The following is a 26,992-nucleotide window of genomic DNA, read 5'->3' as shown; positions in this document are numbered from 1 at the left end:
TGTTACAAAGACGCTACGCATCCACTGTGCGGTTCTGGAAGAACAACCAGAACCGATCGAACCCACTAGCAGGGGTAACTCTTGCTGGTTCGGGGTTCAGGTTGAACATTTCCATAGTGTTTCGGTGGTCATAGCGTTGGGGAAACACCCGGTCCCATTCCGAACCCGGTAGTTAAGCCCTTCTGCGCCGATGGTACTGCACTGGTTACGGTGTGGGAGAGTAGGTCGCCGCCGAACTTGTTTCGAAGAAGGCCCCTGCGGGTCGAGCGCCACAAGCGCTCCCCGCAGGGGCCTTCTTCGTGTCTTGACGTAACGATCGCGCATCCACGGTCACGCTCAGCGAGCCGGCGGCGATGGGTCCCTACACGAGACCCATCGAGGTGCACCATGACGACTGGAAGCCCCTGGCGCGCGGAAGCCGGCGCTCTGCTGAAGCGGTTGACGGCGCGGTGGAACCAGCTGCAGCCTCCCGATGACCTGTCACAACAGTTCCTCGCCGATGCCGAGGCGGCGCTCGCCGAGACGGACAACAGCGTCAGGGGCTGGTGGAACGGCCGGCACAAGGAAACCGTCTGGCGGTCGTTGCACGCGGCGGAAGCGCGCATCACCTCACTGGGCACGGATCTCGGCGGCAGACTGCCGGACGTCAAGGCGCGAACCGGTCAGCACCTCTCGAGCAGGGACGAGAGGTACAAGGCGCTGATCGGCATCGATCCCGCCAACCTCGGTCTCAACGACCGCACCGCGGTCGAGACCGCGCTGGAAGCCGCGTTGAGGCTGGGAGACGACGGGTTCAGCACGCTGCGCGGACACCGCAACCGCTTGCTCTACACCGCGACAGCGCTCCTGGTGGTGCTGCTGGTGATCGGGACGGCGGCCACGTTCAAGCCGACGATGCTGCCGCTCGGCATCGGTCAGTCCACCGGCGGCGGAGACTTCTGGTGGGTGGCCCTGTGGGGCCTGTTCGGTGCGATCTTCGCGGCATCGGTCTCCGGGGCGAAGCTCAAGCTGAGTCTCGCGCCCTACGCGTTCGGGGTTCCGCTGTTCGGGCTGAAGGTCGTGCTCGGCGCGGCTTTCGCTGTCGTGGGCGTGCTGGCGTTGAAAGCCGGCGTGGTCGCGGGGCAGAAGGTGGAGAACCAGGCGGCGCTGATCGTCGCGGCGATCACGCTCGGGTACTCGCAGCAGCTCGGGACGAAGATCCTGGACACCTACTCGAAGAAACTGGTCGCGGAGGCCAAGCCGAGCACGGGCGACGTCAAGTCGGGTTGAGAGCCGCGACCGGCTACCGTTTCCGCCATGCACAACGAGCAACGCTCCGCCCGTCGGTCAGCCGGCGTGGGGAGGACCGCCGACCTGGCCACGAACCCGTTCCGGGTGGACCGCGACCGCGTCGCGAGCTCCCCGTTCTTCGCGAGGCTCGGCGGGGTCACCCAGGTCGTCAGCTCCACCGGCTCCGGGCTGCTCGTGCACAACCGCCTCACCCACAGCCTCAAGGTCGCCCAGGCGGCCCGTGCCATCGCCGAACGCCTGACCGTGCGCCCCGAGCTCACCGCGGTGCTGGAGAAGCTCGGCGGGTGCGATCCCGACGTCGTCGAGGCGGCCGCCCTCGCCCACGACCTCGGCCACCCGCCGTTCGGCCACCTCGGCGAGCAGGTGCTCGACCGGCTGGCCCGTCACCGGTTCGGGCTGCCCGACGGCTTCGAGGGCAACGCGCAGTCTTTCCGGATCATCACGACCACGGACGTCCGCGGTCCCAAGGCGCTCGGCCTCGACCTGACCGTGGCGGTCCGGGCGGCGATGCTGAAGTACCCGTGGACCCGCCACCAGCCGCTCGGCCTCGAGGTGGCGCCGCGTGGCGCGTCCGAGCCGGACGACATGCCGGGCACCGGCAGTTCGAAGTTCTCCGCGTACATCACGGAGATCAGCGATCTGCGGCAGGCGCGCGAGCCCTTCGAGGGGCGCATCGAGTCGTGGCAGCAGACCGTCGAGGCGAGCGTCATGGACACCGCGGACGACATCGCGTACGCGATCCACGACCTGGAGGACTTCCACCGGGTCGGGGTGTTGCAGCACGCGACCGTCTCCGCCGAGCTCGGGACGTGGCAGGCGCAGGCGCTCGACCTCGCCGGGCTGAGCGACGCCGAGCTGTCCGCCGAGATCCGGATGCCGGGGCGGTCGCTGGAGACGTTGCGCCGGCGCATGCACCTCAAGGACTCCTGGGTGATGAGCGACGAGGCGTTCGCGCTGGCGGTGCGGAAGGTCAGCAAGGAGCTCGTGGACGGGCTGCTGGCCGTGCCGTTCGACGGGTCCGTGGAGGCCGAGCAGGCGGTCGCCGGGTTCAGCGCGCGGTGGACGCGGAGGCTGGTCGACGCGGTCGGCGTGATCGAGGAGCCGACGCCGCGGTCCGGTCACGTGGTGCTGGCGGTTCAGCAGTGGCACGAGGTTCAGGTGTTGAAGTTCGTGCACCGCCGGTTCGTGTTGCTGCGTCCGGATCTGGCGTTGCACCAACGTGGACAGGCGCGCCTGCTCAGCTCCCTGGTGGACGCGCTCGAGCAGTGGGTGACCGACCGGGCCGAGGCGGATCGGTTGCCGCGCAGACTGCACGACCTCGTGGAGCTGGCCGAAACGGAGTACGCGGCACTCGCCCGGACGGAGCCGTCCACATTGGTCGGTGCGGCGGGTGACCCGCACGTCGGGCCGGACGTGGTCAAGGGGCTGGCGCGGGGGCGGGCGGTCGTCGACTTCGTGGCGTCGCTCACGGACAACCAGGCGGCGGCGCTGCTGGAGGCGCTTTCCGGGCGAACCGGTCAGTTGTGGACTGACGCTTTTGTTCTGTGAAGTGTGATTGTGTCTGCTAAGTGGGAAGTAGCCCAATCGGATGCTGACTGTGATCAGGCATGCACCATACGTTGGCGCCTCGACCGGGAATCTCCGGTCGCAGGCCGCGTGCTCGGGGGCACGCCAACGTTCGGGGGAGAAACCCTGTGCGCCGATCTCGAAGAGGCACGACGTTAGTCACCGCAGGTACCGCAGTTCTTCTGGCCGCACTCACCGCCATCACGCCGGCGTCCGCTGATCCGGGCAAGGCGTCGAAGTCCATCAACGACCGCACCGCGGCGCAGATCGCCGCGCTGCAGAGCATCAAGAAGTCGCTCACCCCAGCTGAGTCCAAAGTGGACAGCGCACTGGTCGTCGAGGCGCGCAAGCGCGTCTCGGCCGCGACGACGAGCGCCCTTCCGCAGGTGCAGACCGGCGTCGCCGTGACGCCGAAGGCCACGACGCTCGTGGACATCCGCGCCAAGCAGTACTCCGAGGACCTGGTCAACGCTGTCCGCGCGGTGGGCGGGCAGATCCGGTCGGTCTCCTCCGAGCACCGCACCGTGCGCGCGGAGGTCCCGGTCGCGAAGATCGCGGAGATCGCCGCCCGCTCCGACGTCGCCCGCGTCGAGCCCGGCAGCGACGCGATGACGCAGGACGTCAAGAACAAGCGGGACACCAAGGCCCGCAAGCAGGCGCCGTCCAAAGAGGACAAGACCAGGGAGGTCGAGCGCCGGCTCTCGGAGAAGCAGCTCTCCGTCCAGGCCGCCAAGGTCGCGGAGAGCGACAAGGCGCACAACGCCGAGGCCGCACGCGGTTCGTTCCGCGTGACCGGTGTCGGCACGAAGCTCTGCGCGCTGTCGGACGGCGTGGGTTCGCTGACCGTGTCGCAGGCCGCGGGCGAGCTGCCCGCCGTCGACATCGTGCCGGGTCAGGCGGGTTCCGGTGACGAGGGCACCGCGATGCTCGAGATCCTGCACGACCTCGCGCCGAACGCCGAACTCGGCTTCGCCACGGCGTTCAACGGCGACGCGAGCTTCGCGGACAACATCAAGAAGCTGCGCTTCGACCTCGGCTGCGACGTCATCGTCGACGACGTCATCTACTTCAACGAGTCGCCGTTCCAGGACGGCATCATCGCGCGCGCCGTGGACGCGGTCGTCGCCGACGGTGCGCTGTTCTTCTCCAGCGCGGGCAACCAGGGCAACGTCGTGGACGGCACGTCCGGCCACTACGAGGGCCAGTTCGTGGACTCCGGTGTGAGCGTCGGCAAGTTCGCCGGCAGCGCGCACGACTTCAACCCGGACCCGAACCAGAAGCAGCTGTTCAACCCGCTGTCGAACGGCTCCGGCGACACCCCAGTGGTGCTGCACTGGGCGGACCCGCTCGGCCAGTCGGCCAACGACTACGACCTCTACCTGGTCAACGCGCAGGGCAACGTTGTCACGTTCAGCCAGAACAACCAGGACGGCGCCCAGGACCCGTACGAGCGCATCAACACCCCGTCGAGCTCGTCGGGCACGCGCCTGGCGGTCGTGCGGTACCGCGGTGAGGACAAGTACTTCGCGCTGTCGCTGTTCGGCGGTCGTTTCGCCGACACCAACGACGGCCTGAAGAAGTACGTCACCCCCGGCACCACCCGCAGCCACTCGGCGGCCAAGGGCGCGATCTCGGTCGCGGCCGCACCCGCCGCGGCGGCGCTGCCGTTCGACCTCGAGCCCGGCGACCCGGCCAACCCGAAGGGCCCGTACCCCGGCGCCTTCGACAGCACGCAGAAGCCGGAGCGCTTCACCTCCGACGGCCCGCGCAAGACGTTCTTCGCGCCGGACGGCACGCCGCTCGCCGAGACCCGGCAGAAGCCGGACATCACCGCGGCCGACGGCGTGACCACGTCGGTGCCGGGCTTCGCGCCGTTCTTCGGCACGTCCGCCGCGGCCCCGAACGCCGCCGCGATCGCCGGCCTGATCCTGTCCGGCAACCCGACGCTGACGCCCGCCGAGGTGCGCGAAGCCCTCGTGAACACGGCGATCGACATCGTCGAGTCCGGTGTGGACAACCGCACCGGCGCCGGCATCGTGATGGCCGACCGCGCCCTGCAGTACACGGGCGCGTCACCGCAGGCACTGGCCCGCGCGCAGAAGCCGTCGATCGTCAACGACGCCGACGGAAGCGCTTTCCTCAAGCCGGGCACCACCTCCACGGTGACGCTCCCGGTGGCCAACAACGGTGACGGCTCGGCCGCGTCGACCTCGGTCGTGCTGTCGACGACCTCGCCCGGCGTCACCATCGCGCCGCGCTCGAAGTACTACGGCAACATCGACCCGGGCCAGACCGTCAGCAACACCTACAAGGTGTCCGTGCCGGCCGGCGCCGTGCTCGGCTCGGCGGTCAAGCTCGACGCCCGCGTGACCTACTCGGGCGCGACGTCGCCGACCACCACCTCGTTCACGCTCCGCGTGGGCGAACCCTCCCGCGAGTTCAAGACCTTCGCGTACACCGGCGCACCGATCGCCATCCCGGACAACGACCAGACCGGCGTCTCCGTCACGCTGCCCGTCACGGGCGTGGGCGCGGCGTCGAACCTGAAGTTCTCCGTGGACGGCGCGACGTGCTCGGCCACGGACGGCTCGACGACGGTCGGGATCGACCACACCTTCGTCGGCGACCTGGTGGGCACGCTCACCTCGCCGTCCGGCAAGAGCGTCACGCTGTTCTCGCGGTCCGGTGGGACCGGGTCGAACATCTGCCAGGCGGTGTTCGATGACTCGGCTACGCGGGCGTTCTCTTCGGTCACCAGTGCTGAGGCGCCGTTCACCGGGTCTTGGAAGGCTGGGGCGCCGCTGTCCTCGCTGACCGCGGATCCGGCTGATGGCAACTGGGTGTTCAAGGTGGCCGATGTGGTGGGGACTGACCGGGGGTCGCTCCGGGCGGTCAGCCTGCAGGTGGCTGGTTGGGTGTGAGCTGGGGTTCTTGACCCTGGTTGGATTTGAGGTTTGAGTTTTGGTTTGGGAAGGCCCCTGGCTTGTTGGCTGGGGGCCTTTCTTGTTGGGGTGCGGTTGGGTGCGTTGGGGTGTGCGCGGGTCGGCTTGGGTTGGCTGGTGGCGGTTCCAGCGGGGTGGGCGGCTGGCGTGCGTTCGTCACCTTGGTCGGGTGGTTTCGCGGGCACGGACGAGCCGGGTCATTTCATCGCCGCTTCGCGACGATTGCGATTGGGGCTTGACCTTGAGCCTCTTGCGAGATGCTTGAATTGGCCTGAAAAGCTGGGCATTAAAGGAGCCCAGCCAATTCTGCAACGATAGCATCTCGCACTCAAGGTCAAGCCCCAATCGCGCGGTGGTTGCGTCATCATCGCTGTTCAGGGCGGTAGAGGTATGCACGCCTCGGCTTCGCCATTGCCGTTGGCGGCCGGATGGCTCGGCTTCGCCATTGCCCATTTGTGTTGGGAGGTCCGGCTCGGCTTCGCCATTGCGTTGGGGTGACAGGGGCCTCGTCTTCGCCATTGGCTTCGGCGCATGGGCGGCGTGCGGCTTGCGGCGTGCGGGCTGCGAGTCCAGATTGAGTGTCAGACCTCATCTGTACGTTGGGTCGCGGGGGAGTCGAAATCCAGGGGGACCCTTGCGTGAGCCTGCTCAATGGCGGCGACCTGACCGCGCGCGGCCCAGTCCGACGGCGGAGACCTGACCGCACCTGGCCCAGTCCGGCAGCTGTTAGTTCGACGGCGGCCAGTTCGACGGAGGCGGCCTGATCGCGGGCAGCGGTCTGCTCGACGTAGGCGGGCGGCTTGAAGACGGCGACCCGACCGGTGGGCGGCGACCTGGCTGGAGATGGCGGCCTGCCCGACCGGCGATGGCGACCCGACCGGCGATGGTGACCTGGCTGGCGGCGGCCTGCCCGGGCGGTGGCGACCCGCCCGGGGATGCGAAAGGGGCGCCTCCCGGCTTGGGAAGCGCCCCTCGCGTGTCTGTCTGTGCCAGGCGGTGTCAGGCAGTGCCCGATAGTGCCTGCCCGGGTGGCCCGCTAGCGGTTCGGCCACTCCCAGCGGATGCCGAACACGCCTGGGCCGAAGCCCAGGGCCACGGCGTGCACGCCGCCGCCCGAGTCCACGGTGAGGTTGCGGCGGCGGGACGGGGTCTCGTCGCCTGCGGGCACGCTGTACTGCTGCACGCGGGACGGGAGGTTCGTCTCGTCGAAGCGGACCTCGATGACGTACTCGCGGACCGGTAGGCGGAACTTGCGTGCGAACGTGTTGTTGCCCTTGGGAGCGTGGCCCTCGGGGAACACCAGTTGGTATTCCATGATGAGGGTCTCGCCTCGGGTGAGGGGGCGTTCGAACATCATCTCCGCGACCATGATGTTGGCTTCGTGGTCGCGGGCGATGCGGCCGAGGTGGCAGTTGCGCACGTTCACGATCTCGGGGAGCACGTCGGACTCCTCGGTCTCGAACACGAGCGCCCAGCGGTCGGGGCCGTCCTGTTCCGCGCGGAGGATCTGCCGGACCCACACGGATTTCTGCCCGCCGTCGGCAGAGATCTCGATTCGGTCGTGCTGGCTGATCCTGCCCAGCTTCAGGTCGGACGAGGTGTCGACCTTCGAGAGCAGGTTCGCCACCCGCTCCCGTCGCGCCCAGAGGGCGTCGATCGGCATCATCGTCGTAGGGCGGCAGCGGCGGCCTCGCGGACGAGGTGGACCGAGCAGTGCCGACAGGCCCGACTGAGGCACACCGAGAACCGACTCGAGGTGCCGCAGCGCCTCCAACGATTCAGGGCGTTCAGGCCTTCGTCGTCCTGACTGCCAGTAGCTGAGCGTCGCGACGCTGATGGTCACGCCGCGCAGTGCCAACCTGTGCTGGATGCGGTCGAGACTGAGTCGGCTCGCCTTGATCGCCGCCCTCAACGCTTCCGGGAACGGTCCCGTCGTCAAGAGCTGCGTAAGGCTGCCGTGACCCGTTGAGTCAGTGTCGTCAACGGTCAGTGTTGGTCGACCGGCAGCAGTCGTCATGGTGACTCCCCGCTGTCATAAGATCACGCCCCAGTGACCCTACCGGTCCGTGAACATCGCTGGTCGGAGCCGGATGGAGTCAATGGTTAATCCATACGGTTGATGAGTTCACGCTTTCGAGACTCATCTGTCAAGCGTAGCGAACCCATCGGTAACTTCCGTGTGCCGTTCACGGCCCGTGTTGGACTGGTTCTAGTGTGTGCACGATGACCATCTTCGGCGTGCTGCGCGTCCGGGCCGGAGTTCCCGCATCGTGGGAAAGCGCATGAGCCGGGTGCGGCCGGTTCCCGGTGGGCGGGCGGTCGAGGTCGAGCCGGAACGGGTCCGGGGCTGGATCGGCAGGTTCACCGAGCGGCACGGCGCCGTCGAGATCCGGGTCGCGGAGGCCGAGGTCGTGATCATTGCGGCGGACGGCGCGACGGCCTCGTTCACCACTCGCGGCGGTGCCTCCATAGAAGAGGTGATTGAAAAGTTGACGGAAGCCCGTCGGATCGGGCTCGTTCTGGTGCGGCTCGGCGGTCACAGCGTCGGTGTGGCGTTCGGCGGCAAGGTGGAGGTGTCGGCCACCGACCGCAAGCAGGTCCACGGCCGCATCCGGGCGGGCGGCTGGTCGCAGCAGCGGTTCGCGCGGCGTCGTGAGGGGCAGGCCAGGGTCGCGCTCCAGGCCGCGGCGGACGACGTCGCCAGGGTGCTCGTCCCGCGGCTCGCCGAGCTCGACGCCGTGGTGCTCGGTGGTGACTGGCAGGCGCTCGACGTCCTGCGCAACGACCGCAGGCTCTCGGGCGTCTTCAGCAAGGCGGAGGACCGCGTCCTGGACGTGCCCGAACCGCGGCGCACCGTCCTCGACGAGGCCGCTGAGCGGGCCCGGTGCGTCGAGATCGTGATCCAGGACACAGGGGCAACCGGACGGGAGTCCGGCCGCATGGATACGGGTGAGGGTGCCTGATCCTGGCGCCACTGACCTGCTGGAGCTGCAAGTGCGCAAACGAATGGTGATCGTGGCCGGAGCCGTCGCACTGGGTGCCATCGGCATCGCGGTGCCCGCGCTCGCGCTGAGCGGCGGCGGGACCACGACGCCCCAGCCCACGACCTCGGCTCCGCGGCCGCCCGTCTCGACCACGCCCGAAGCGCCGTCGACCACGGTGCTGCCGCCCACGTCCAGCCCGGTGAAGACGCCGACCACCTGGTCGCCGCCGGCCCCGACCTCCTCGCAGGCGCCGATCGCGACGACGCCGCCGGTCAGCTACCCGGTCGAGACGTCGCCCGCGGTCAGCCACCCGGTCCAGCCGCCGGTCGCGACCACGCCGGGCGCCTCGCAGCCCGTGAAGCCCCCGTCGACGTCGCCGGTCGCCACGACGCCGGCCCGGTGAGGAGTCACCGCTGAACTGGGAGCGTGAGTTCACCGACTGCTTCGACCGGTCCGCCGACTCGATGCGCTTCACGGCGTTCCTGCTGTGCGGCAACTGGCACGAGGCCGAGGACGTCATGCAGTCGGCGTTCCTGAAGCTCTACCTGGCCGGTCCGAAACTCAGCGACAGGTCGGGGCTCGAGCCGTACCTGCGTCAGATCGTCGTGCGCACGTTCCTCGCCGAACGCCGCAAGGTGCGCTGGCGCAGGGAGAAGCTGACTGACGCACCCCCAGAGGGTCTGTCCTCCGTCGTCGCGGCGGAGGACAGGCTCGTGGTGTGGCAGGCGCTCACCGCCGTCCCCGCACGGCAGCGCGCTGTCCTCGTGCTGCGCTTTTGGCACGATCTGAGCGTCGAGGACACGGCGACGGCGTTGAACTGCTCGACCGGCACGGTGAAGTCGCAGAGCAGCAAGGGCCTGGAGACGTTGCGGCGCAGGCTGGGCCCGGAGTTCGATCATCTGAGGCTGGAGGTGTGATGGTTCGCGAGGACGACCTGAGGGCGACTTTCTCCGCTCTGCACCAGGAAGAGGCGCCGCCGCGTGCCGTCACGGCCGCCGACCTGATCCAGCGCGGCCAGAAGGTGCGGACCCGGCGGCGCACCGTCGCGGTCGTCGGCAGCGGACTGGCGACCGTGGGCGTTGTGGCGGTGGCACTCGCCGTGCTGCCCCCTGCGGCACCTGTAGATCCCGCGACGCCAGGACCGTCACCGACCACGACGACGCAGGTGTCGCCGACCTCCGAGCCGACCACCTCCCCGCTGTCCACCGCTCCGCCGTCCACGTCGGTCGACCCGGCGCCACCCAACACCACGCCGCGGTCCAGCAACGTCGTGACACCGCCCGCCGCCACGACGCCCGGCACGACGTCGGAGGTCGTCTCGCAGCCCCCGAAGTCGGCCACGAGCCAGCCGGTCTCGCCCTCGACCTCGCGCTGAGCGCGGCACAATCCGGGGTCATGAGCGCTCAGATCCGCCTGGCCGAGATCACCGACGCCAACCGCGACGCCGTCGTCGCCGTGCGCGTGCACCCCGCGCAGGAACGGTTCGTCGCGTCCGTCGAGAAGTCGTTCCAGGACGCGCGGGCGAACCCCGAGGCCAACCCCTGGTTCCGCGCGGTCTGCGACGGTGACGTGCCGGTCGGGTTCGTCATGCTGAGCTGGAACGTGACACCGCAGCCGGGGATCGCCGGGCCGTACTTCCTGTGGCGACTGCTCGTCGGCGCGGAGCACCAGGGCCGCGGGTACGGTCGCGCGGTCCTGGACGAGGTCGTGACGTTGCTGCGCGCGGAAGGGGCGTCGGAGCTGCTCACTAGCTGCGTGCCGGGGGAGGGGTCGCCCGAGCCGTTCTACCGCCGGTACGGGTTCGTGCCCACCGGGGAGACCGACGAGGACGGCGAGATCATCCTGCGGCTGGAGCTCGCCTCGCAACCGTGACCGCCGGTCGCTGGCTCGCCAGGATCGCGGCGAGCGCGAGGGCGAAACCGGTGAGCTGAGTGGCGTCCAGCGTCTGACCGAGCACGACGACACCGAGCAGCGCGGCGACCATCGGGGACAGCAGGCCGAGCATCGAGACGGACGCCACCGGCAGCGTGGTGATCGCGCGGAACCACAGGACGTAGGCGAGCAGGCCGCCGACGCCGCCGAGCCACAGGTAACCGAGCAGCGCGGTGAGGCCGATCGCGGGTGGCGCGCCCTCGAACAGCAACGTCACCGGCACCAGGAACAGCCCGCCCGCCGTGAGCTGCCAGCCCGCGAACGCCGTCGGGCTCGTCGCGGCCGGCCTGCCCCACTTCTTCGTCAGCGTCACGCCGAGCGCCATCGTCGCCGCGCCGCCCAGCCCGGCCAGCACGCCGACCAGGTCGAACCCGGCCGCCGGCCCGAGCACCACCAGCCCGACGCCCAGCACGCCGACCACGCCCCAGGCGAGCCGCCACGCGGACGGGTTCTCCTTGAGCACCCCGACGGCCAGCAACGCCACCACGAGCGGCTGCGCGGCGCCCAGGGTGGCCGCGACGCCACCGGGCAGGCGTTCGGCGGCGATGAACAGGAACGGGAAGAACAGGCCGATGTTGAGCACGCCCAGCACCGCCGCCTTCGCCCACCACGACCCGCGCGGCAGCGTCCTCGTCAGCGCCAGCGCGACCAGGCCCGCCGGGAGCGCGCGGACCAGGCCCGCGAACAGGGGGTGGCCGACCGGCAGCAGCTCGGTCGTCACCACGTAGGTCGAGCCCCAGACCACCGGTGCGAACGCCGCGAGCGCGGTGCGGGAGAAGTCGGTGTTTCTCACGTCCTCCAGTGTTCGGCGCCTCGATCGATGAGTCCAACACATGCTTTTCATCCGATCCATCGTGATTCAAGATGGATCGGATGGAGCTCCAGCAGATGCGGTACGTGGTCGCGGTCGCCGAGACCGGCAGTTTCACCAAGGCCGCGCGGCAGTGCCTGGTCGTGCAGTCGGCGTTGAGCCACCAGATCGCGCGCCTCGAACGGTCGCTGGGCGCGCGGCTGTTCGAGCGCACCAGCCGCAGCGTCCGGCTGACCCCCGCGGGCGCGGCCTTCCTGCCGTCCGCGCGGCAGTGCCTCGACTTCGCGGAACGGGCGGCGGCCGAGGTCGCCGCGGCGGTGGGGGAGGTGCGCGGACGGGTCGTGGTCGGCGTGATCCCGACCGTTGCCGCCGTGGACCTGCCCGCCGCGCTGAAGGTGTTCCGCGAACGGTATCCGCAGGTCAGGGTCGCCCTGCGGATGCTGTCGAGCCTCGACATGGTGAAGCAGGTGCGGGAGGGCGGACTCGACCTCGCGTTCCTCGGGCTGCCGCTCGGCGTGCGGCCGGAAGGCGTGCGGGGGCGGGAGCTGGCGCACGACGAGCACGTGGCCGTGCTGGCGCCGGAGCACCCGCTGGCGCGGCGGTCCGCGCTGACGTTGCAGGTGCTGGCGGAGGAGATGTTCGCCGACTTCCCGGCGGGGACGCCGGGACGGGTGCAGTCCGACCAGGCCTTCGAGGGGGCCGGGTTGCGCCGCGAGGTGGCGTTCGAGGTGAGCACCGCCGAGCTGATGGCGGGGCTGATCGGGGAGGGGCTCGCGGTCGCCGTGCTGCCGTCGAAGTACGCGCCCCGGCTCAGCGGTGTCGTGACCGTGCCGATCGTGGACGGGCCTTCGCGCGTCGAGCACCTCGTGTGGAGCGCGGCCGGGCTCACGCCTGCCACGGCCGCGTTCCTCGACGTGCTGGGGGTCGAGCTCTAACCCGCCGTGCCGGTCGACAGCAGGCCGCCGTCCACCCGGACGGTCTCGCCCGTGATCCACGAAGCGCCGTCTGAGCAGAGGAACGCAACGAGAGAGGCGACGTCCTCGGGCGTGCCGAGGCGCTTCATCGGGTACTGCTGCGAGGCCTCCTCCTCGCGGCCGACGTACAGGGCCTCGGCGAACTTCGTCTTCACCACGGCGGGCGCGACGGCGTTCACGCGCACCTTCGGGCCGAGCTGCCACGCGAGTTCCTCGGTCAGGCGGATCAGCGCCGCCTTGGACGCGCCGTACGCGCCGATCACGCCCGTGGAGCGGATGCCGCCGATCGACGCGACGTTCACGACCGCGCCGCCGTGCTCGCCCATCCACGCCTTCCACGCGAGCTGGACGAAGCCCAGGGTCGCCACCACGTTGACGTCGAAGATCTTCCGGACCGCGTTCAGGTCGGCGTCCATCAGGAAGCCGTACTGCGGGTTGATGCCGGTGTTGTTCACGAGCACGTCGAGGCTGCCGAACTCCTCGACGGTGCGCGTGACGGCCTCTTCGCGGGAGGCGTCGTCGCCGGCGTTGCCCGCGACGGCGAGGACGCGGCCGCCCGTGTCGGCCTCGAGTTGCCTGGCCGCCTCGGCGAGCTGGTCGGCCTTGCGGCCGGTGATCGTGACGGAGGCGCCGCGGGAGAGGAGCTCGCGCGCGATGCCGAGGCCGATGCCGCGGGACGCGCCGGTGACCAGCGCGGCCCTGCCCGAGAAGTCTTCGCTCATGGCCGCAATCTATGCGTCCCGCCACAGGTGGGAAATCCGATGGGCGTGATCCCGTAGAATGGTTCGCGTGATCCTCCTCGAGTAGGCCGAACCGGACGTGCCATCCCTTGTCATGCCCGGTCTTTTCGCAACTGCTCGGAGTTTCTCTTGATCACCGCAACTGACATGGAGTTGCGCGCGGGCTCACGCATTCTGGTGAGCGGCGCCAACCTGCGCGTTCAGCCCGGCGACCGCATCGGCCTCGTGGGCCGCAACGGTGCCGGCAAGACCACTTCCCTCCGCGTTCTCGCGGGTGAGGGCGAGCCGTACGCCGGCGCCATCATGCGCAAGGGCGCGCTCGGCTACCTGCCGCAGGACCCGCGCGAGGGCGACCTGTCGGTCATCGCCAAGGACCGGGTGCTGTCCGCGCGCGGCCTCGACCAGCTGCTCCGCGACATGGAGAAGGCCCAGTCGAAGATGTCCGAGCTGGTCGACCCCGACGAGCTCGACAAGGCGGTCACCAAGTACGGCAGGCTCGAGGAGCGCTTCTCGTCGCTGGGCGGGTACGCCGCCGAGTCCGAGGCCGCCCGCATCTGCTCGAACCTCGGTCTGCCGGACCGGGTTCTCGCGCAGCCGCTGAGCACCCTGTCCGGTGGCCAGCGCCGCCGCGTCGAGCTGGCGCGCATCCTGTTCGCCGCCTCCGAGGCCGGTGTCGGCGCGAAGTCGAGCACGATCCTGCTGATCGACGAGCCCACGAACCACCTCGACGCCGACTCGATCACGTGGCTGCGCGGCTTCCTCAAGTCGCACGACGGCGGCCTCGTCGTGATCTCCCACGACGTGGAGCTGCTCGACGACGTCGTGAACAAGGTGTGGTTCCTCGACGCGATTCGCGGCGAGGTCGACATCTACAACCTCGGCTGGAAGAAGTACCTCGAAGCCCGTGCGACGGACGAGAAGCGCCGTCGCCGCGAGCGCGCCAACGCCGAGAAGAAGGCCGGCGCGCTGATGGTGCAGGCCGCCAAGATGGGCGCGAAGGCCACGAAGGCCGTTGCGGCGCAGAACATGGCGAAGCGCGCGCAGAAGCTGCTCGACGGTCTCGACGACGTGCGCCAGAGCGACAAGGTCGCGCGGATCACCTTCCCGGCGCCCGCCTCGTGCGGCAAGACCCCTTTGATGGCAGAGGGTCTGAGCAAGTCCTACGGCTCGCTGGAGATCTTCACCGGCGTGGACCTGGCCATCGACAAGGGTTCCCGCGTCGTCGTGCTCGGCTTCAACGGCGCCGGCAAGACGACGCTGCTGCGGTTGCTGGGCGGCAGCGAGAAGATGGACGCGGGCAAGATCGTGCCCGGCCACGGCCTGAAGATCGGCTACTTCGCGCAGGAGCACGAGACGCTCGACCACGACGCGTCGGTGTGGGAGAACATCCGGCACATGGCGCCGGACGAGCAGGAGCAGAAGCTGCGGTCGCTGCTCGGCACGTTCCTGTTCACCGGCGAGCAGCTCGACCAGCCCGCGGGCACGCTGTCCGGTGGCGAGAAGACGCGGCTCGCGCTGGCCGGTCTGGTGTCGTCGGCGGCGAACGTGCTGCTGCTCGACGAGCCGACGAACAACCTCGACCCGGCCTCGCGAGAGCAGGTCCTCGACGCGTTGCGGCGCTACGAGGGCGCTGTCGTCCTGGTGACGCACGACCCCGGAGCGGTCGAGGCGCTGGAGCCCGAACGGGTCATCCTGCTGCCCGACGGCACCGAGGACCACTGGTCCGAGGACTACCTGGACCTCGTCCAGCTGGCGTGATCTCCACGTCTCAAAGGGTTACCGAGCGCGTTCTGTGATCAACTCAGTGTGATCGAATCGACCGTTCGGCGATCTCTTTGCTTGATCACCTGGCGTTCTGCCGGTTCCTGTTCGATCATTGCGACGACAGGGGCCGTGCAACGGCCCACCTGCTCGTACGGAAGGCGGGACAAGGTGGCTGACCTGAAGAAGGGTGCCCGGATCACCGGCGCCACGCGGGACAAGCTGGCCGCTGACCTGAAGAAGAAGTACGAAAAGGGCGCGAGCATCCGGGCTTTGGCGGAGAGCACCGGGCGTTCCTACGGCTTCGTGCACCGGGTTCTCTCCGAATCCGGGGTCACGCTGCGCGGTCGCGGTGGCGCCACCCGGACGAAGAAGAAGTAGCCACAACCCAGACTGCTACTCTCCGGTAACTAGCTTCTAGTTCGCCGGAGGTAACGACCATGCCAGTGCCTTCCATCGACGCTGGCGTGCTCGAGCGCGGTGGCGTTCGGCTCACGATCTCCGGGCCGCGCGCGACCGTCACGCTCGATCGTCCCGACGTGCTCAACGCGCAGACGCCGGCCACCTGGCAGGCGTTGCGGCACATCGGCGAACAGCTGGACCCGGACGTCCGCGTCGTGGTCGTCCGGGGATCTGGCCGCGCCTTCTCGGCGGGGCTGGACCGGCGCATGTTCACCGGTGAGCCCGTCGACGGCGAACCCGGTGGTCTCGGTGCGATCCTGCGGCTGTCTCCCGAGGAGGCGGACGCGCGGATCGCGTCGTACCAGGCCGGGTTCACCTGGCTGCGCGACCCGGCACGCGTGACGATCGCCGCGGTGCAAGGGCATGCCATCGGCGCGGGTTTCCAGTTGGCGCTGGCGTGCGACTTCCGCGTGCTCGCCGAGGACGCGCAGTTCTGCATGGCCGAGACCAGGCTGGGCCTCGTGCCCGACCTCGGCGGCACGCTGCCGTTGGCGCGTCTCGTGGGGTACTCGCGCGCCGCCGAGATCTGCGTGACCTCCCGCAGGGTGTCCGCGGAGGAGTCGCTGCGGATCGGCCTCGCGAACCACGTCGTGCCTGCTGAAGGGCTCGACGGTGCCGTGGACGGTCTGGTCGACGCGGTGCTCAAGCCCGCCGCCGGTGCCGTCTCGGAGACGCTGGCGCTGATCGCGGCCGCCGCCGAGGCGCCGATGGCGGAGGCGCAGCTCGCGCTGGAGCGCGCCGCCCAGCTGCGCCGCCTGCAGTCGTTCGCGGCCCTGTCCGCTCAAAGCTGAACCTTTCCGCCGCTGTAGCCGCCCGCGACGGAATTGTCAGACGGCTGTGCTGTTCTTAGTGGCGTGGACGGATACAGCTCGTGGCGATTCATGATGGGGGTGACCTCGGACGCGCCTGCCAAGGTGCGCCAGGGGACTTTCCGGCGCGTGCTGGCCTTCGCCCGGCCCCATCGGGCGAAGCTGGCCGTGTTCCTCCTGCTGACGGTGGTGTCGTCGGTCCTCGCCGTGTCGACACCGCTGCTCGCCGGCCGGGTGGTCGACGCGATCGTCGGCGGCTCAGCCCCGTCCGTGGTCGTGTGGCTCGCGGTGGCGATCGCGCTGATCGCCGTCGTGGACGCCGGTCTGGGCGTGGTCGAGCGCTGGCAGTCGACGCGCATCGGTGAGGGCCTGATCTACGACCTGCGCCGTGCCGTGTTCGGCCACGTGCAGAAGATGCCCGTCGCGTTCTTCACGCGCACGCGCACCGGCGCGCTCGTCTCGCGCCTGAACAACGACGTGATCGGCGCTCAGCGCGCGTTCACCTCCACCCTGTCGGGCTTCGTCACGAACATCATCCAGCTGGTGCTGTCGCTGGGTGTCATGTTCACGCTGTCGTGGCAGGTCACGGCTCTGGCCCTGGTCCTGCTGCCCGTCTTCGTGCTGCCCGCCAAGCGGATGGGGCGCCGGATGGCCGACATGCAGCGCGAGGCCTCCACCCTCAACGCGTCGATGGTCACGCAGTCGACCGAGCGCTTCTCGGCGCCGGGCGCGACGCTGGTGAAGCTCTTCGGCCGTCCGGCCCGCGAGGAGGAGGAGTTCTCCGAGAAGGCCGCGAAGGTCCGCGACATCGGCATCCGGACGGCGATGGCCACGCGCTGGTTCATGACGGGCCTGACGCTGGTGTCGGCGCTCGCGCAGGCGCTGGTTTACGGCCTGGGCGGCTACCTGGCACTGACGGGTCACCTGGCCGCGGGTGCCGTGGTGTCGCTCGCGCTGCTGCTCACCCGCCTGTACGCACCGCTGACGGCGCTCGCAAACGCTCGCGTCGACCTGATGACGGCGCTGGTGTCGTTCGAGCGCGTCTTCGAGGTGCTGGACCTGGACCCGATGATCAAGGAGAAGCCGGACGCCCGTCCGGTGCCCTCCGGGCCCGTGTCGGTGGAGTTCTCCGACGTCCGCTTCGCCTACCCGGCCGCGGACAAGGTCTCGCTCGCGTCGCTGGAGTCCGTGGCCACTTTGGACACCCGTGGTGGCGAGGAAGTGCTGCACGGCGTCAGTTTCAAGGCCGGGGCCGGGCAGCTGGTGGCCCTGGTGGGCTCGTCCGGCGCGGGCAAGTCCACCCTCGCGTCGCTCGTGCCGCGCCTGTACGACGTCGACTCCGGTGCCGTGCGTCTGTCCGGTGTGGACGTTCGCGACCTGAGCTTCGACGCGCTGCGGTCCTCCGTCGGCGTGGTGACGCAGGACGGGCACCTGTTCCACGACACCATCCGGGCGAACCTGGAGTACGCGGCGCCCGGCGCCACCGACGACGAGCTGTGGGACTCGCTGCGGCGGGCCCGTCTGCTGGAACTGGTGACGTCGTTGCCGGACCAGCTCGACACCGTGGTCGGCGAGCGCGGGTACCGGCTGTCCGGCGGAGAGCGGCAGCGCCTCACGATCGCGCGGCTGCTGCTGGCCAAGCCGCGGGTCGTGATCCTGGACGAGGCCACGGCGCACCTCGACTCGGAGTCCGAGGCCGCGGTGCAGGAGGCGCTCACCGAGGCCCTGCAGGGGCGGACCTCGCTGGTGATCGCGCACCGCTTGTCGACCATCCGGGCGGCCGACCAGATCCTGGTGCTGGAGCACGGGGAGATCGTCGAGCGCGGGACGCACAGCGAGCTGATGGCCGCGCAGGGGCGGTACTCGGACCTCTACACCACGCAGTTCGCCGAGCCGCCGGTGGTCGGTGTCTCGCCCACGCCCAGGTTCAGCGAACGGGCCGGGGTGCCGCAGACCAGCTGACGCCGGGGGTGGGGCCGAGCCAGCCGATCGGTTGGTTCGGGGCTCATCCTCCCGGCCGGGTCATCGGCTGATGTCCCGGAGTTCCGCTTCCGCCACGGTGAACACACCAAGGCGGAAGGGAACGAGATGAACGACTCCGGGGGTGGGCGCGTCAGCCGGCGGACGCTGTTCGCTGGTGCTGGTGCGGTGGCGGGCGGACTGGTCGTGCAGGGGCGGGCCGGTGCGGCACCCGCAGGTGGCGCGGCCGCGGTGCGGATCCCGCCCGGCGACGTCCGGTACGAGAACCTGTTGCGGGGCAACAACTTCCGGTTCGTCGGGCGGCCCGACGAGATCCGGGTGGCGACCTCGGCGGACCAGGTCGTGCGTGCCGTGGACGACGCGGTGCGGGGTGGGCGCCGGATCGCGGTGCGCAGTGGTGGTCACTGCTTCGAGAACTTGACGGCCGCGCCCGAGTTCAGGACGTTGATCGACCTGTCGGGGCTGAACGACGTCGGGTACGACGCGGGCAGGAAGGCCCTCTTCGTCGAACCTGGGGCCACGCTCGGGCAGGTCTACAAGACGCTGTGCGCCGGTTGGGGTGTCACGATTCCCGGCGGTGGGTGCCCGGAGGTCGGGGCCGGTGGTCACTTCGCGGGTGGCGGGTACGGGCCGTTGTCGCGGCGGTACGGGGCCGTGGTCGACCACCTTCACGGCGTCGAGGTCGTCTTGGTGGGCAAGGACGGCAGGGCTCGTGCGGTCGTCGCCACGCGGGAGCAGGACGATCCGAACCGCGAGTTGTGGTGGGCCCACACCGGTGGTGGCGGCGGGAACTTCGGGGTGGTGACCAAGTACTGGTTGCGGTCGCCGGACGCCACCGCGGACGGGCTCCTGCCGCCCATGCCCAGGAACATGGTGCAGCACGTGACGTTCTGGGACTGGGGGCAGTTCACCGAGGAGAAGCTCAGCGGGCTGCTGCGGAACTTCGGGACGTGGCACGAGCGCAACAGCGCGCCGGGTGCGCCCGAAGCGGGGCTCTACGGGGTGCTCGAGGTCAAGCACCAGGCCGGCGGCATCGTGATGCTGTCGGTGCAGGCGGACGCGGACCTGCCGAACGTCGGCGCGATGGTCACCGCGTTCGTGTCCGCGGTGGCCGGGGACCTGGGCCTCACGCCGGTGTTCGAACTGCGCAAGACCGTTCCCTGGCTGCACAAGATGACGTGGCCGGGCACCGGTGAACCCGGTGACGTGCTCACCCGGCGGTACAAGATCAAGGCCGCCTACCTGCGCCGTGCCTTCACGCCGCGGCAGTGCAACGCCTTGTGGCGCAACCTCACCGGCCCGGACGGCGCCCAGGGCAGCGTGTTGCTCATCGGGTACGGCGGGCAGGCGAACGCGATCGCGCCGCACGCCACCGCGATCGCCAACCGGGACGTGGTGATGAAGGCGGTCTACCAGTCGGTCTGGAGCGAGGAGCAGGAGGACGCGGCGAACCTCGCCTGGGTGCGCGCGCTCTACCGGGACGTGTACGCGGACACCGGTGGCGTGCCCGTGCCGAACGAGGTCAACGACGGCTCGTACATCAACTACGCCGACGCCGACCTGGCCGACCCCGCCTGGAACACCTCGGGCGTGTCCGCGCAACGCCTGTACTACAAGGAGAACTACCCGCGCCTGCAACGGGTCAAGGCGAAGTACGACCCCCGCAACGTCTTCAGGCACGCCCTGTCGATCCAACCTGACTAGGCTCATGCACCGGGGGAGGAACGCTGATGAGCATTCCGGGAGCACGGTGGCCGTACGTCCTGCTGGCCTTGCTGGCCGCCGCCACCTTTCTCGACCGACGGCCTGAACCCGTCGAGCTCGCGTTGTGCGCGTGCACGGCGGTGTGGCTGGTGGTGGGCACGAAGCTCGACACCGCCCGCCCGTGGGTGTTCGCCGTCGGGCTGACCGTGCTCACGGGAGCGTTGGTGGTGCTCAACCCGTTGTTCGGGTTCCTCACCCCGGTGCCGTACTACTACACGTTCCGGACGGTCGCCTTCCCGTGGCAGCCGGTCGGCGTGGCCGTGGTCGCGGCGGTGGCGGGCACGGCCCAGGCGTACGGGGTCGACAAGTCCACGGTCGGCGGCGTCGCCATCTGGATCGCCGTCGTGGCCGGCAACGCGGTGCCGATGGTCGCGTACGCGTTCGTCGCCCGGCGGGCCGAGCAGCAGGAACAGGAGCGCGAGCAGGCGCTCGCCCAGGCCCGTGAGGCGAACCTCAGGCTCGCGGAGTCGTTGGCGGAGAACGCTGTCCTGCAGGAGCAGCTCGTGGTGCGGGCCCGCGAGGCCGGTGTGCGCGACGAACGCCAGCGGATGGCGCGGGAGATCCACGACACGCTCGCGCAGGGGCTGACCGGCATCATCAGCCAGCTCCGCGCGGCCGATGAGTCGACCTGGCCGCGGCACGTCGCCGCCGCGACCGAACTGGCCAGGGAGAGCCTCAACGAGACGAGGCGGTCCGTGAAGGCACTGCGTCCCGAACCGCTCAGGACCGCGCGGCTGATCGAGGCGGTGCACGGCGTCGCGGAGAGGTGGGCGGCGCTGCACGACGTCCAGGTGCAGGTCGTCACCACCGGGGGCGCGCGGGTGATCGCGCCGGAGGCCGAGGTCGCGCTGCTGCGGGCCGCCCAGGAGGCGCTGGCGAACGTGGCTAGGCACGCGCGAGCCAGCCGGGTCGGCGTCACGTTGTCGTACCTGGAGAACGAGGTGGCGCTGGACGTGCGCGACGACGGGTGCGGTTTCGAACGCACGGCGGGCGACGGGTTCGGGCTCGAAGCGATGAGGCAGCGGATCGAGGGACTGGCGGGCACCGTGCAGGTCGAGTCGGAGATCGGTGCGGGCACAGGGGTGTCCGCCCGCGTGCCGGTGGAGGCGAGAGCGTGATCAAGGTCCTGGTCGTCGACGACCACCCGGTGGTCAGGGACGGGCTCACGAGCCTGTTCGCGCAGGACCCCGGCTTCGAGGTGGTCGGGGAGGCGGGCGACGGCGCCGAGGCCGTGCGGCTCGCGAAAGCGCTCAAGCCCGACGTCGTCCTGATGGACCTGCGCATGCCGGGCACGGACGGCCTGGCCGCGACCAGGGAACTGGCCGGCACCGCTCAGGTGCTGGTCCTCACGACCTACGACAACGACAACGACGTGGTGTCGGCGATCGAGGCGGGCGCCACCGGGTACCTGCTCAAGGACGCTCCGCGCGACGAGCTCGTGCGCGCGGTCAGGGCCACCGCGCGGGGTGAGGCCGTGCTCGCCCCGGCCGCGGCGGCGTTGCTGATGAAACGGGTGCGCACGGAAGCGGCACCGGTGCTCAGCCCGCGCGAGCTGGAGGTGCTGCGGTTCGTCGCCGGCGGGGCGACGAACCGCGACGTGGCCAAGGGACTTTTCATCACCGAGGCCACCGTCAAGTCGCACCTGCTCAACATCTACGCCAAGCTGGAAGTGGGCGACCGGGCCGCCGCCGTCACCGAGGCGTTCCACCGCGGGCTGATCGTGCCCCGGGAGACCCGCTGATCACTTGAGGAACGCGGCCGTCGCGTTCAGCGCGCTCGCCGACGAACCGGCGTTCTCCACGAACACCGCGAACGCCACGTTGTTCTGGTAGCCGACGAACCACCCGTGCTCGGTGCCGCCGCCCGCCTCCGCCGTGCCGGTCTTCCCCGCCAGGCCGGGGATTCCGGCGAGCTGCTTCGCGGTCCCGGACGTGACCACCTCGCGCATCATCGCCCGCAACGGCGCGAGCACGGCCGCGGGAGGGCCCGCCGCCACGTCGTTCGGCTGGGAGGGCTTGCCGCGCAACAGGGTCGGCGCCGGTGTCCTGCCGGAGACCACCGTGGCTGCCACCAGCGCCATGCCGAACGGGCTGGCCACCACGTTGCCCTGGCCGAAGCTGTTCTCCACCCGCTGGTCACCGCTCGCCGGCGGGACCTTGCCGGTGTTGGTCTCGGCGCCGGGAACGGTCCAGTCGGCGCCGAGCCCGAAGCGCTTCGCCATGTCCGGCAGGGCGTTCGGGCCGAGCTTGGAGCCCAGCTCGCCGAACGTCGTGTTGCACGACAGCGCGAACGCCGTGTGGAACGGCAGGCTGTCGTGGCCGAAGCCCGCGTTGCTGATCGTGCGGGTGCCGATGGTCGCCTTGGCCGGGCACGGGACGGCGGTGCCGGACTGCGCCAGGCCCGCGTTCATGACCGCCGCGGCGGTGACGATCTTCATCGTCGAGCCGGGGGCGTAGCGGCCGACGAACGGGTTGGTGCCGCTCAGCGACTTGTTCTGCGCCACGGCCAGCACCTCGCTGGTGGAGGCCTCGATCGCGACGATCGCCGCGCCCTGCGGGAGGGCGTCGACGGCGGCCTGGGCGGCTGCCTGACGAGCCGGGTCGAGGGTGACGGTGATCTTCTCGCCGCCTTCGGGCTTCTTGCCGTCCAACGCGGTGAAGGCGCCACCCGCGGAGATGCCCACCTCCCAGCCGTCGGTGCCCCTCACGTCGACCACACCGGTGATCGTCTTGTACAGGGCGTCCGGGATCGCGCCCGGCACCAGCGGCTTGCCGTCGCGGCCGAGCAGGGCGCCGTCCGCCAGCGCCTTGCGGTAGGTGAGGGAGGCGCCCTCGGTGAGCTGCGGGTGGACGAGAGAGGGGTCCCAGTGGACCTTCCACGCACCGTCCACGCGCTTCATGGCGATCTTGACGTCGTACTTCAGCGTGGTGGTGCTCGGCATGGTCCACGTGACGGCCGCGGTGAGCTCGGTGCTGGTCGCGTCCGCGGGCGGCGGCTCGGCCTTCGCCACGGTGGCCTGGAAGGACGAGGTGCTCATGCCGGTCCTGGTCGCTTCCAGGGCGGTGGTCGCCGCCGCCGGTGCGTCGGTGAAGACGGCGGCGCTGGCAGGACCGGAGAACGCCTTGGTCAGGAAGGAGTTGGCGACCTGCTGCGGCGTTTCGGCCGGCTTGGCCGGCTCGTCGGCGACCACCACGGTCCTGCTGCCCGACCAGAGCAGAACGCCCCCCACACCGACGATTGCCGTCGTGGCGAGCGCTCCGCTGATCAGGATCCATCTACGGGTCTTCGGTTCCACTGTTCAGTTCCCCCAGACAAGTGCTTCCCCCGGTGGGAGAGTAACGGGCACCTGCTGAGAAGAACTGGGGATTTCTACTCATCCGAGCTGCGGGACGCGGGTCTGGTAGTGGCGGAGCAGGTCGGCGTTGGCCGCGTCGCCGCCCTCCACGTTCGCGCTGCGCCACAGCGGCAGCTGCACGCCGGACTCGGCCGCCTTGTCGAGCACGCGGACCATCAGCAGGTTCCACAGGAACGTGGTGGCCACCGTGGAGATCGCCGCCGTGACCGGGGCCTCCACCGGGTAGGTCGAGTCGCCGGGCGGCACCAGGTTGTCCAGGACGACGGTGGCGACCTCGGCCAGCGTGACGCCCGCGCGGCGCGGGGCCTGGGCGCTCGAGGCCACCGACGTCACGGCGACGACCGGGCAGCCCTTGTTCGCGGCCTCCTGGGCGAGCTCGACCGGGTAGTGGTTGACGCCCGAGGTGGAGAACACGAACAGCACGTCGTGCAGCGCCAGCCCGGACTCGCCCAGCACCTCGGCGGCGAGGCCGGAGCGGCGTTCGGCCGACGTGCTGCTGATCGCGCCGTGCATCGGCAGCAGTTCGGGGTGGTAGATCGGGCGGACGCAGGCCAGCCCACCGGCCCGGTAGAAGGTCTCGGCGACCGCTGCCAGCGAGTGCCCGGCGCCCGCGGTGAGGAGGAGTCCGTCGGCCTGGACGGCGGCCAGCACGAGCTCGGCCACGTCGTCGAGCGCGGCCGCGTTGTGCTGCTCGACGCGCGTCAGGTGCGTGCGCACGAGGTTGCCGTAGTCGGATCCGGTCACGGTGTCGGTCGTCATGCCGGTCAGTAGTACCCGATCACAGGTGACCTCACCAGTAACCCGCGCACCACAAACCTCGATACGCGCGATGACGGGACTCGTGCGGGTGGGGGTGGGTTGGATCAGGCGGTACTTCTACTTCTGGGTCGTGCTGGTCGCGGTGTTCACGGCCGGGGCGGCGACGCACATCGCCCTGGCGGTCACCTCCTCGGAGCTCTGGCCGGTCTGGGTGGCGCTGGCGCAGCTCGTCGTCGCCGTCGGGTGTGCCCGGGCGGCGGTGCGGGCGAGGCCCTGAACAGGCGCTACCTCGCCTTGAGGTCCTCCGGACGATCCACGTCCGCACCGTCCGCGACGTCAGCGCAGTCGACGTGGCGGACGGTGTTCGCCAACAGGTAGTCCCGCGCGCCCTGGTCACCCGCCGCCGTCGACATCACGCCCGCGAAGTGGTCCGAGCCGATCAGCACCGGGTGCCCGATCTCGCCGCCGTAGGTGGCGCGGGCCAGCGCCTCCGGTTCGGCCAGCGCCATGAGGCGGTGCAACGCCTCGACGGTGACGCCGGGAGTGTCCACGGGGAGCACCACGACGGCGTCCGCGGTCCCGACCGCGTGCAGGCCGGTGCGCAGCGACGACCCCATGCCGGTCTCCCAGTGCGGGTTGTCGACGACGGTCACGCCTTCGAGGGCGGCGCGCTCGCGCACCTCCGCGGCGCGGGCGCCGAGCACCACGACGACCGGGTCGCAGCCGGCGGCCCTCAGGAGTTCGGCGGCCGAGTCGACGAAGAGCTTCCCGTTCAACGGGACGAGGGCCTTGGGGGAGCCGAACCGGCGGCCCGCCCCCGCGGCTAGCAGCAGACCGGCCACGCGCATGGTCCCGAATCTAGTGGCGTGGCGCAGAACGTTGCCAGGCGAATTCGCGGTCAGACGGGCGCATCGTGGTGCCGCCCCCGCGTCCTCGTACTGGACGTGTGGGGGCGCGGGGGCAGTGCCGCGAGGTGTCCTGCTGAGCGTGAATTCACCGGCCGACGTTCTGGGCCTAGCCGCTGCCGCGGATCCGGTAGCCGATTCCCGGTGTCGTCGCGATGATCGGCGGCTCGCCGAGCTTGCGGCGCAACCGGCCCACCGTGACGGTGACGGTGTTGGTGAACGGGTCGGCGTTCTCGTCCCACACCCGCTCCAGCAGGGTCTCGGCGCTCAGGTGGCCGGGGTGCGCCTCCAGCAGCGCCTCCAGGACGGCGAACTCCTTGACGGACAGGGTGAGCGGCCGCCCGTCGCGCACGGCGGTCCGGCGCACGGGGTCCAGCTCGATCCCGGCCGCGCGCAGCACCGGGGGCCTGACGTCCGGTCTGCGGCGGGCCAGCGCCCGGACGCGCAGGACGAGTTCGGGGAAGTGGAACGGTTTGGCGAGGTAGTCGTCCGCGCCGAGGGTCAGCCCGCTGACCCGGTCGCCGGGCGCGCTCGCCGCGGTCAGCATCAGCACCATCGGCCTGCCCGCCCGCTCGACGATCATCCGGCACAGCACGTCGCCGTGCAGCCCCGGCAGGTCCCGGTCCAGCACCACCACGTCGTACCCGGTGTGGTCGAGACTCGCGGCGGCGGTCAGCCCGTCGTGCGCGAGGTCGACGGGCATCCCCTGGTCGCGCAGCCCTTCCGCGACGACCTCGGCGAGTGCGTGGTCGTCCTCCACGACGAGGACCCTCACACCGCCACCGGCACCTTCGCGGCCGGCAGCGCGATCGACACGCGCAGGCCGCCTTCCGGACGGGCTAGCAGGTCCAGGCGGCCACCGTGCGCGGCGGCGACGGCGGCCACGATGGACAGCCCCAGTCCCGAGGAGCCGATGCGCTCACCGCCGAGCCGTTCGAACGGCTGCGCCAGCCGGTCGACCTCCCGCTGGTCGAACACGGGCCCGCCGGACTCGACGACCAGCACGGTGTTCTCCTCACCCGCGGATCCGGTGATCGCGACCCACCCGCCGGTCTCGTTGTGCCTCACGGCGTTGTCGACGACGTTGCCCACCAGTCGCGCCAGCAACGCCGGGCTGCCGTGGGTGGCCGTTCCCGGCGGCACGTCCACCGTCACGGTCAGCCCTTTCGCCTGCACTGCCGCGGACAGCTCGTGCACCGCCGCGCCGGTGAGCTCGGCCAGGTCGACCGGCTCGGCGTCGGCCAGTGCGCCGTGCTGCGCCCTGGCCAGCACGAGGAACCCGTCGAGCAGGTGGTCGACCCGGTCGAGCTGCACCCGCAGGCGGTCCGCGAGGGCCACCGTCGAGGCCGCCGGGTCGGGTTTCGCGACCGCGACGTCCAGTGACGCCCGCATCGTCGCGAGCGGGGTGCGCAGCTCGTGGGAGGCGTTGGCGGCGAAACGGCGTTGCGCGGTGAACGACACCTCGAGCCGTTCGAGCAGCTCGTCGATGGTGTCCGCCAGGCCCTTCACCTCGTCGGCCGGGCCGGTGACGGCCAGCCGCCGGTCCAGGTTGTCGGCGGAGATGCGCCGGGTGGCGCTCGTGATGGTCCGCAACGGCCGCAGCACCCGCCGTGCCAGCACCCGGCCGGCCAGCAGCGAGACGACCGCCATCACGACCAGCGCCAGCAACGACCCGGCCAGCAGTTGGCGGGCCTGCTGCGCGTGCACCTCGTCCAACTGGTCCAGCAACTGCTGGATCCGCTGTTGCGCCTCGCCCTGGACGGGCGGACCTCCGACGGGCGTGGTGCGGTTCATGCCGCCGGACAACAGATAGGTCAGGACCAGCAGTCCGGTCCCGGACACGAGGAACACAGCGGCGTAGAGGATCGTGAACCGGGTCCCGGCGGTTCTGCTCATGTGGTCAGCATGCCTCCGGGGACCTAACAACGGCATGACAAGGCGGGTTCGGACGGTGTTAC

Annotated in this window: 25 protein-coding genes and 1 rRNA gene; 18 read left to right on the top strand and 8 right to left on the bottom strand. The window is 70.4% G+C overall.

Features of this window, described 5'->3' with window-relative positions:
• Window positions 1-120 precede the first annotated feature (120 nt).
• From rrf to IE307_RS05985, 4 genes are all read left to right on the top strand, one after another.
• A 5S ribosomal RNA gene (rrf, locus tag IE307_RS06000) occupies window positions 121-237 on the top strand.
• 150 nt (window positions 238-387) lie between these two features.
• Window positions 388-1,269 (top strand): hypothetical protein, encoded by an 882-nt coding sequence (locus IE307_RS05995; protein ID WP_191296385.1) that lies wholly within the window; start codon window positions 388-390, stop codon window positions 1,267-1,269.
• Between the two features lie 27 nt (window positions 1,270-1,296).
• Window positions 1,297-2,838, top strand: coding sequence for a deoxyguanosinetriphosphate triphosphohydrolase family protein (locus tag IE307_RS05990; protein ID WP_191296384.1), 1,542 nt, complete (start codon window positions 1,297-1,299; stop codon window positions 2,836-2,838).
• A gap of 146 nt (window positions 2,839-2,984) precedes the next feature.
• On the top strand, window positions 2,985-5,777 hold the full coding sequence (locus IE307_RS05985; RefSeq protein ID WP_229904426.1) for a S8 family serine peptidase: 2,793 nt from the start codon (window positions 2,985-2,987) through the stop codon (window positions 5,775-5,777).
• 1,057 nt (window positions 5,778-6,834) lie between these two features.
• Here the strand turns inward: IE307_RS05985 and IE307_RS05980 are convergent.
• Window positions 6,835-7,737, bottom strand: a complete 903-nt coding sequence (locus IE307_RS05980) for a helix-turn-helix domain-containing protein (protein ID WP_229904425.1) — start codon at window positions 7,735-7,737, stop codon at window positions 6,835-6,837.
• 343 nt (window positions 7,738-8,080) lie between these two features.
• Between IE307_RS05980 and IE307_RS05975 the strand changes: the two genes are divergently transcribed.
• The 5 genes from IE307_RS05975 (at window position 8,081) to IE307_RS05955 (ending at window position 10,654) form a co-directional block, all read left to right on the top strand.
• Window positions 8,081-8,761: an acVLRF1 family peptidyl-tRNA hydrolase gene (locus IE307_RS05975; protein WP_191296381.1), complete on the top strand. Its 681-nt coding sequence runs from the start codon at window positions 8,081-8,083 to the stop codon at window positions 8,759-8,761.
• Window positions 8,762-8,792: 31 nt separating this feature from the next.
• Entirely contained in the window at window positions 8,793-9,185 is a 393-nt protein-coding gene (locus IE307_RS05970; protein WP_191296380.1) for a hypothetical protein, read from the top strand.
• A 61-nt stretch (window positions 9,186-9,246) separates the two neighbouring features.
• On the top strand, window positions 9,247-9,699 hold the full coding sequence (locus tag IE307_RS05965; RefSeq protein WP_191296379.1) for a SigE family RNA polymerase sigma factor: 453 nt from the start codon (window positions 9,247-9,249) through the stop codon (window positions 9,697-9,699).
• A complete protein-coding gene (locus IE307_RS05960; RefSeq protein WP_191296378.1) occupies window positions 9,699-10,157 on the top strand; it encodes a hypothetical protein in 459 nt (152 codons plus the stop codon). Before IE307_RS05965 ends, IE307_RS05960 begins: the two co-directional genes overlap by 1 nt.
• Window positions 10,158-10,177: 20 nt before the next feature.
• Window positions 10,178-10,654 (top strand): GNAT family N-acetyltransferase, encoded by a 477-nt coding sequence (locus tag IE307_RS05955; RefSeq protein ID WP_191296377.1) that lies wholly within the window; start codon window positions 10,178-10,180, stop codon window positions 10,652-10,654.
• On the opposite strand, the gene IE307_RS05950 is transcribed toward IE307_RS05955, so the two are convergent.
• A complete protein-coding gene (locus tag IE307_RS05950; RefSeq protein WP_229904424.1) occupies window positions 10,620-11,507 on the bottom strand; it encodes an EamA family transporter in 888 nt (295 codons plus the stop codon). The two genes, IE307_RS05955 and IE307_RS05950, sit on opposite strands and share 35 nt — an antisense overlap.
• 80 nt (window positions 11,508-11,587) lie before the next feature.
• On the opposite strand from IE307_RS05950, the gene IE307_RS05945 reads away from it, so the two are divergent.
• Window positions 11,588-12,460: a LysR family transcriptional regulator gene (locus IE307_RS05945; protein WP_191296376.1), complete on the top strand. Its 873-nt coding sequence runs from the start codon at window positions 11,588-11,590 to the stop codon at window positions 12,458-12,460.
• Here the strand turns inward: IE307_RS05945 and IE307_RS05940 are convergent.
• Window positions 12,457-13,221: an SDR family oxidoreductase gene (locus IE307_RS05940; RefSeq protein ID WP_191296375.1), complete on the bottom strand. Its 765-nt coding sequence runs from the start codon at window positions 13,219-13,221 to the stop codon at window positions 12,457-12,459. The two genes, IE307_RS05945 and IE307_RS05940, sit on opposite strands and share 4 nt — an antisense overlap.
• Before the next feature lie 147 nt (window positions 13,222-13,368).
• On the opposite strand from IE307_RS05940, the gene IE307_RS05935 reads away from it, so the two are divergent.
• The 7 genes from IE307_RS05935 (at window position 13,369) to IE307_RS05905 (ending at window position 21,756) form a co-directional block, all read left to right on the top strand.
• A complete protein-coding gene (locus tag IE307_RS05935; protein ID WP_191296374.1) occupies window positions 13,369-14,997 on the top strand; it encodes an ABC-F family ATP-binding cassette domain-containing protein in 1,629 nt (542 codons plus the stop codon).
• Between the two features lie 174 nt (window positions 14,998-15,171).
• Complete coding sequence (locus IE307_RS05930) at window positions 15,172-15,381, top strand: helix-turn-helix domain-containing protein (protein ID WP_030473247.1); 210 nt, start codon at window positions 15,172-15,174, stop codon at window positions 15,379-15,381.
• A gap of 59 nt (window positions 15,382-15,440) precedes the next feature.
• Window positions 15,441-16,253, top strand: coding sequence for an enoyl-CoA hydratase/isomerase family protein (locus IE307_RS05925; protein WP_191296373.1), 813 nt, complete (start codon window positions 15,441-15,443; stop codon window positions 16,251-16,253).
• A 90-nt stretch (window positions 16,254-16,343) separates the two neighbouring features.
• Window positions 16,344-18,233: an ABC transporter ATP-binding protein gene (locus tag IE307_RS05920; RefSeq protein ID WP_191296538.1), complete on the top strand. Its 1,890-nt coding sequence runs from the start codon at window positions 16,344-16,346 to the stop codon at window positions 18,231-18,233.
• 126 nt (window positions 18,234-18,359) lie between these two features.
• Window positions 18,360-19,955: an FAD-binding oxidoreductase gene (locus IE307_RS05915; RefSeq protein WP_191296372.1), complete on the top strand. Its 1,596-nt coding sequence runs from the start codon at window positions 18,360-18,362 to the stop codon at window positions 19,953-19,955.
• Between the two features lie 26 nt (window positions 19,956-19,981).
• Complete coding sequence (locus tag IE307_RS05910) at window positions 19,982-21,133, top strand: sensor histidine kinase (RefSeq protein WP_191296371.1); 1,152 nt, start codon at window positions 19,982-19,984, stop codon at window positions 21,131-21,133.
• Complete coding sequence (locus tag IE307_RS05905) at window positions 21,130-21,756, top strand: response regulator transcription factor (RefSeq protein WP_191296370.1); 627 nt, start codon at window positions 21,130-21,132, stop codon at window positions 21,754-21,756. Before IE307_RS05910 ends, IE307_RS05905 begins: the two co-directional genes overlap by 4 nt.
• Here IE307_RS05905 and IE307_RS05900 read toward each other — a convergent pair whose 3' ends face one another.
• Window positions 21,757-23,310, bottom strand: coding sequence for a penicillin-binding transpeptidase domain-containing protein (locus tag IE307_RS05900; protein WP_191296369.1), 1,554 nt, complete (start codon window positions 23,308-23,310; stop codon window positions 21,757-21,759). It abuts the gene before it with no gap.
• A gap of 78 nt (window positions 23,311-23,388) precedes the next feature.
• Window positions 23,389-24,129, bottom strand: coding sequence for an SIS domain-containing protein (locus IE307_RS05895; protein WP_191296368.1), 741 nt, complete (start codon window positions 24,127-24,129; stop codon window positions 23,389-23,391).
• A 70-nt stretch (window positions 24,130-24,199) separates the two neighbouring features.
• On the opposite strand from IE307_RS05895, the gene IE307_RS05890 reads away from it, so the two are divergent.
• Window positions 24,200-24,406, top strand: a complete 207-nt coding sequence (locus IE307_RS05890) for a hypothetical protein (RefSeq protein WP_191296367.1) — start codon at window positions 24,200-24,202, stop codon at window positions 24,404-24,406.
• 7 nt (window positions 24,407-24,413) lie between these two features.
• Here the strand turns inward: IE307_RS05890 and IE307_RS05885 are convergent, their stop codons facing one another.
• From IE307_RS05885 to IE307_RS05875, 3 genes are all read right to left on the bottom strand, one after another.
• The gene (locus IE307_RS05885; RefSeq protein ID WP_191296366.1) at window positions 24,414-24,977 is read right to left on the bottom strand and encodes a nucleotidyltransferase family protein; all 564 of its coding nucleotides are present in this window, start codon (window positions 24,975-24,977) and stop codon (window positions 24,414-24,416) included.
• Window positions 24,978-25,143: 166 nt separating this feature from the next.
• Window positions 25,144-25,809, bottom strand: coding sequence for a response regulator transcription factor (locus IE307_RS05880; protein WP_191296365.1), 666 nt, complete (start codon window positions 25,807-25,809; stop codon window positions 25,144-25,146).
• The gene (locus tag IE307_RS05875; protein ID WP_229904423.1) at window positions 25,806-26,930 is read right to left on the bottom strand and encodes a sensor histidine kinase; all 1,125 of its coding nucleotides are present in this window, start codon (window positions 26,928-26,930) and stop codon (window positions 25,806-25,808) included. Before IE307_RS05875 ends, IE307_RS05880 begins: the two co-directional genes overlap by 4 nt.
• Window positions 26,931-26,992: the final 62 nt, after the last annotated feature.

It is taken from the genome of Lentzea cavernae (assembly GCF_014653695.1).
GTDB lineage: Bacteria > Actinomycetota > Actinomycetes > Mycobacteriales > Pseudonocardiaceae > Lentzea > Lentzea cavernae.
The sequence above is the reverse complement of the archived record's forward strand: the minus strand, read 5'-3'. Positions and strand labels throughout refer to the sequence as shown.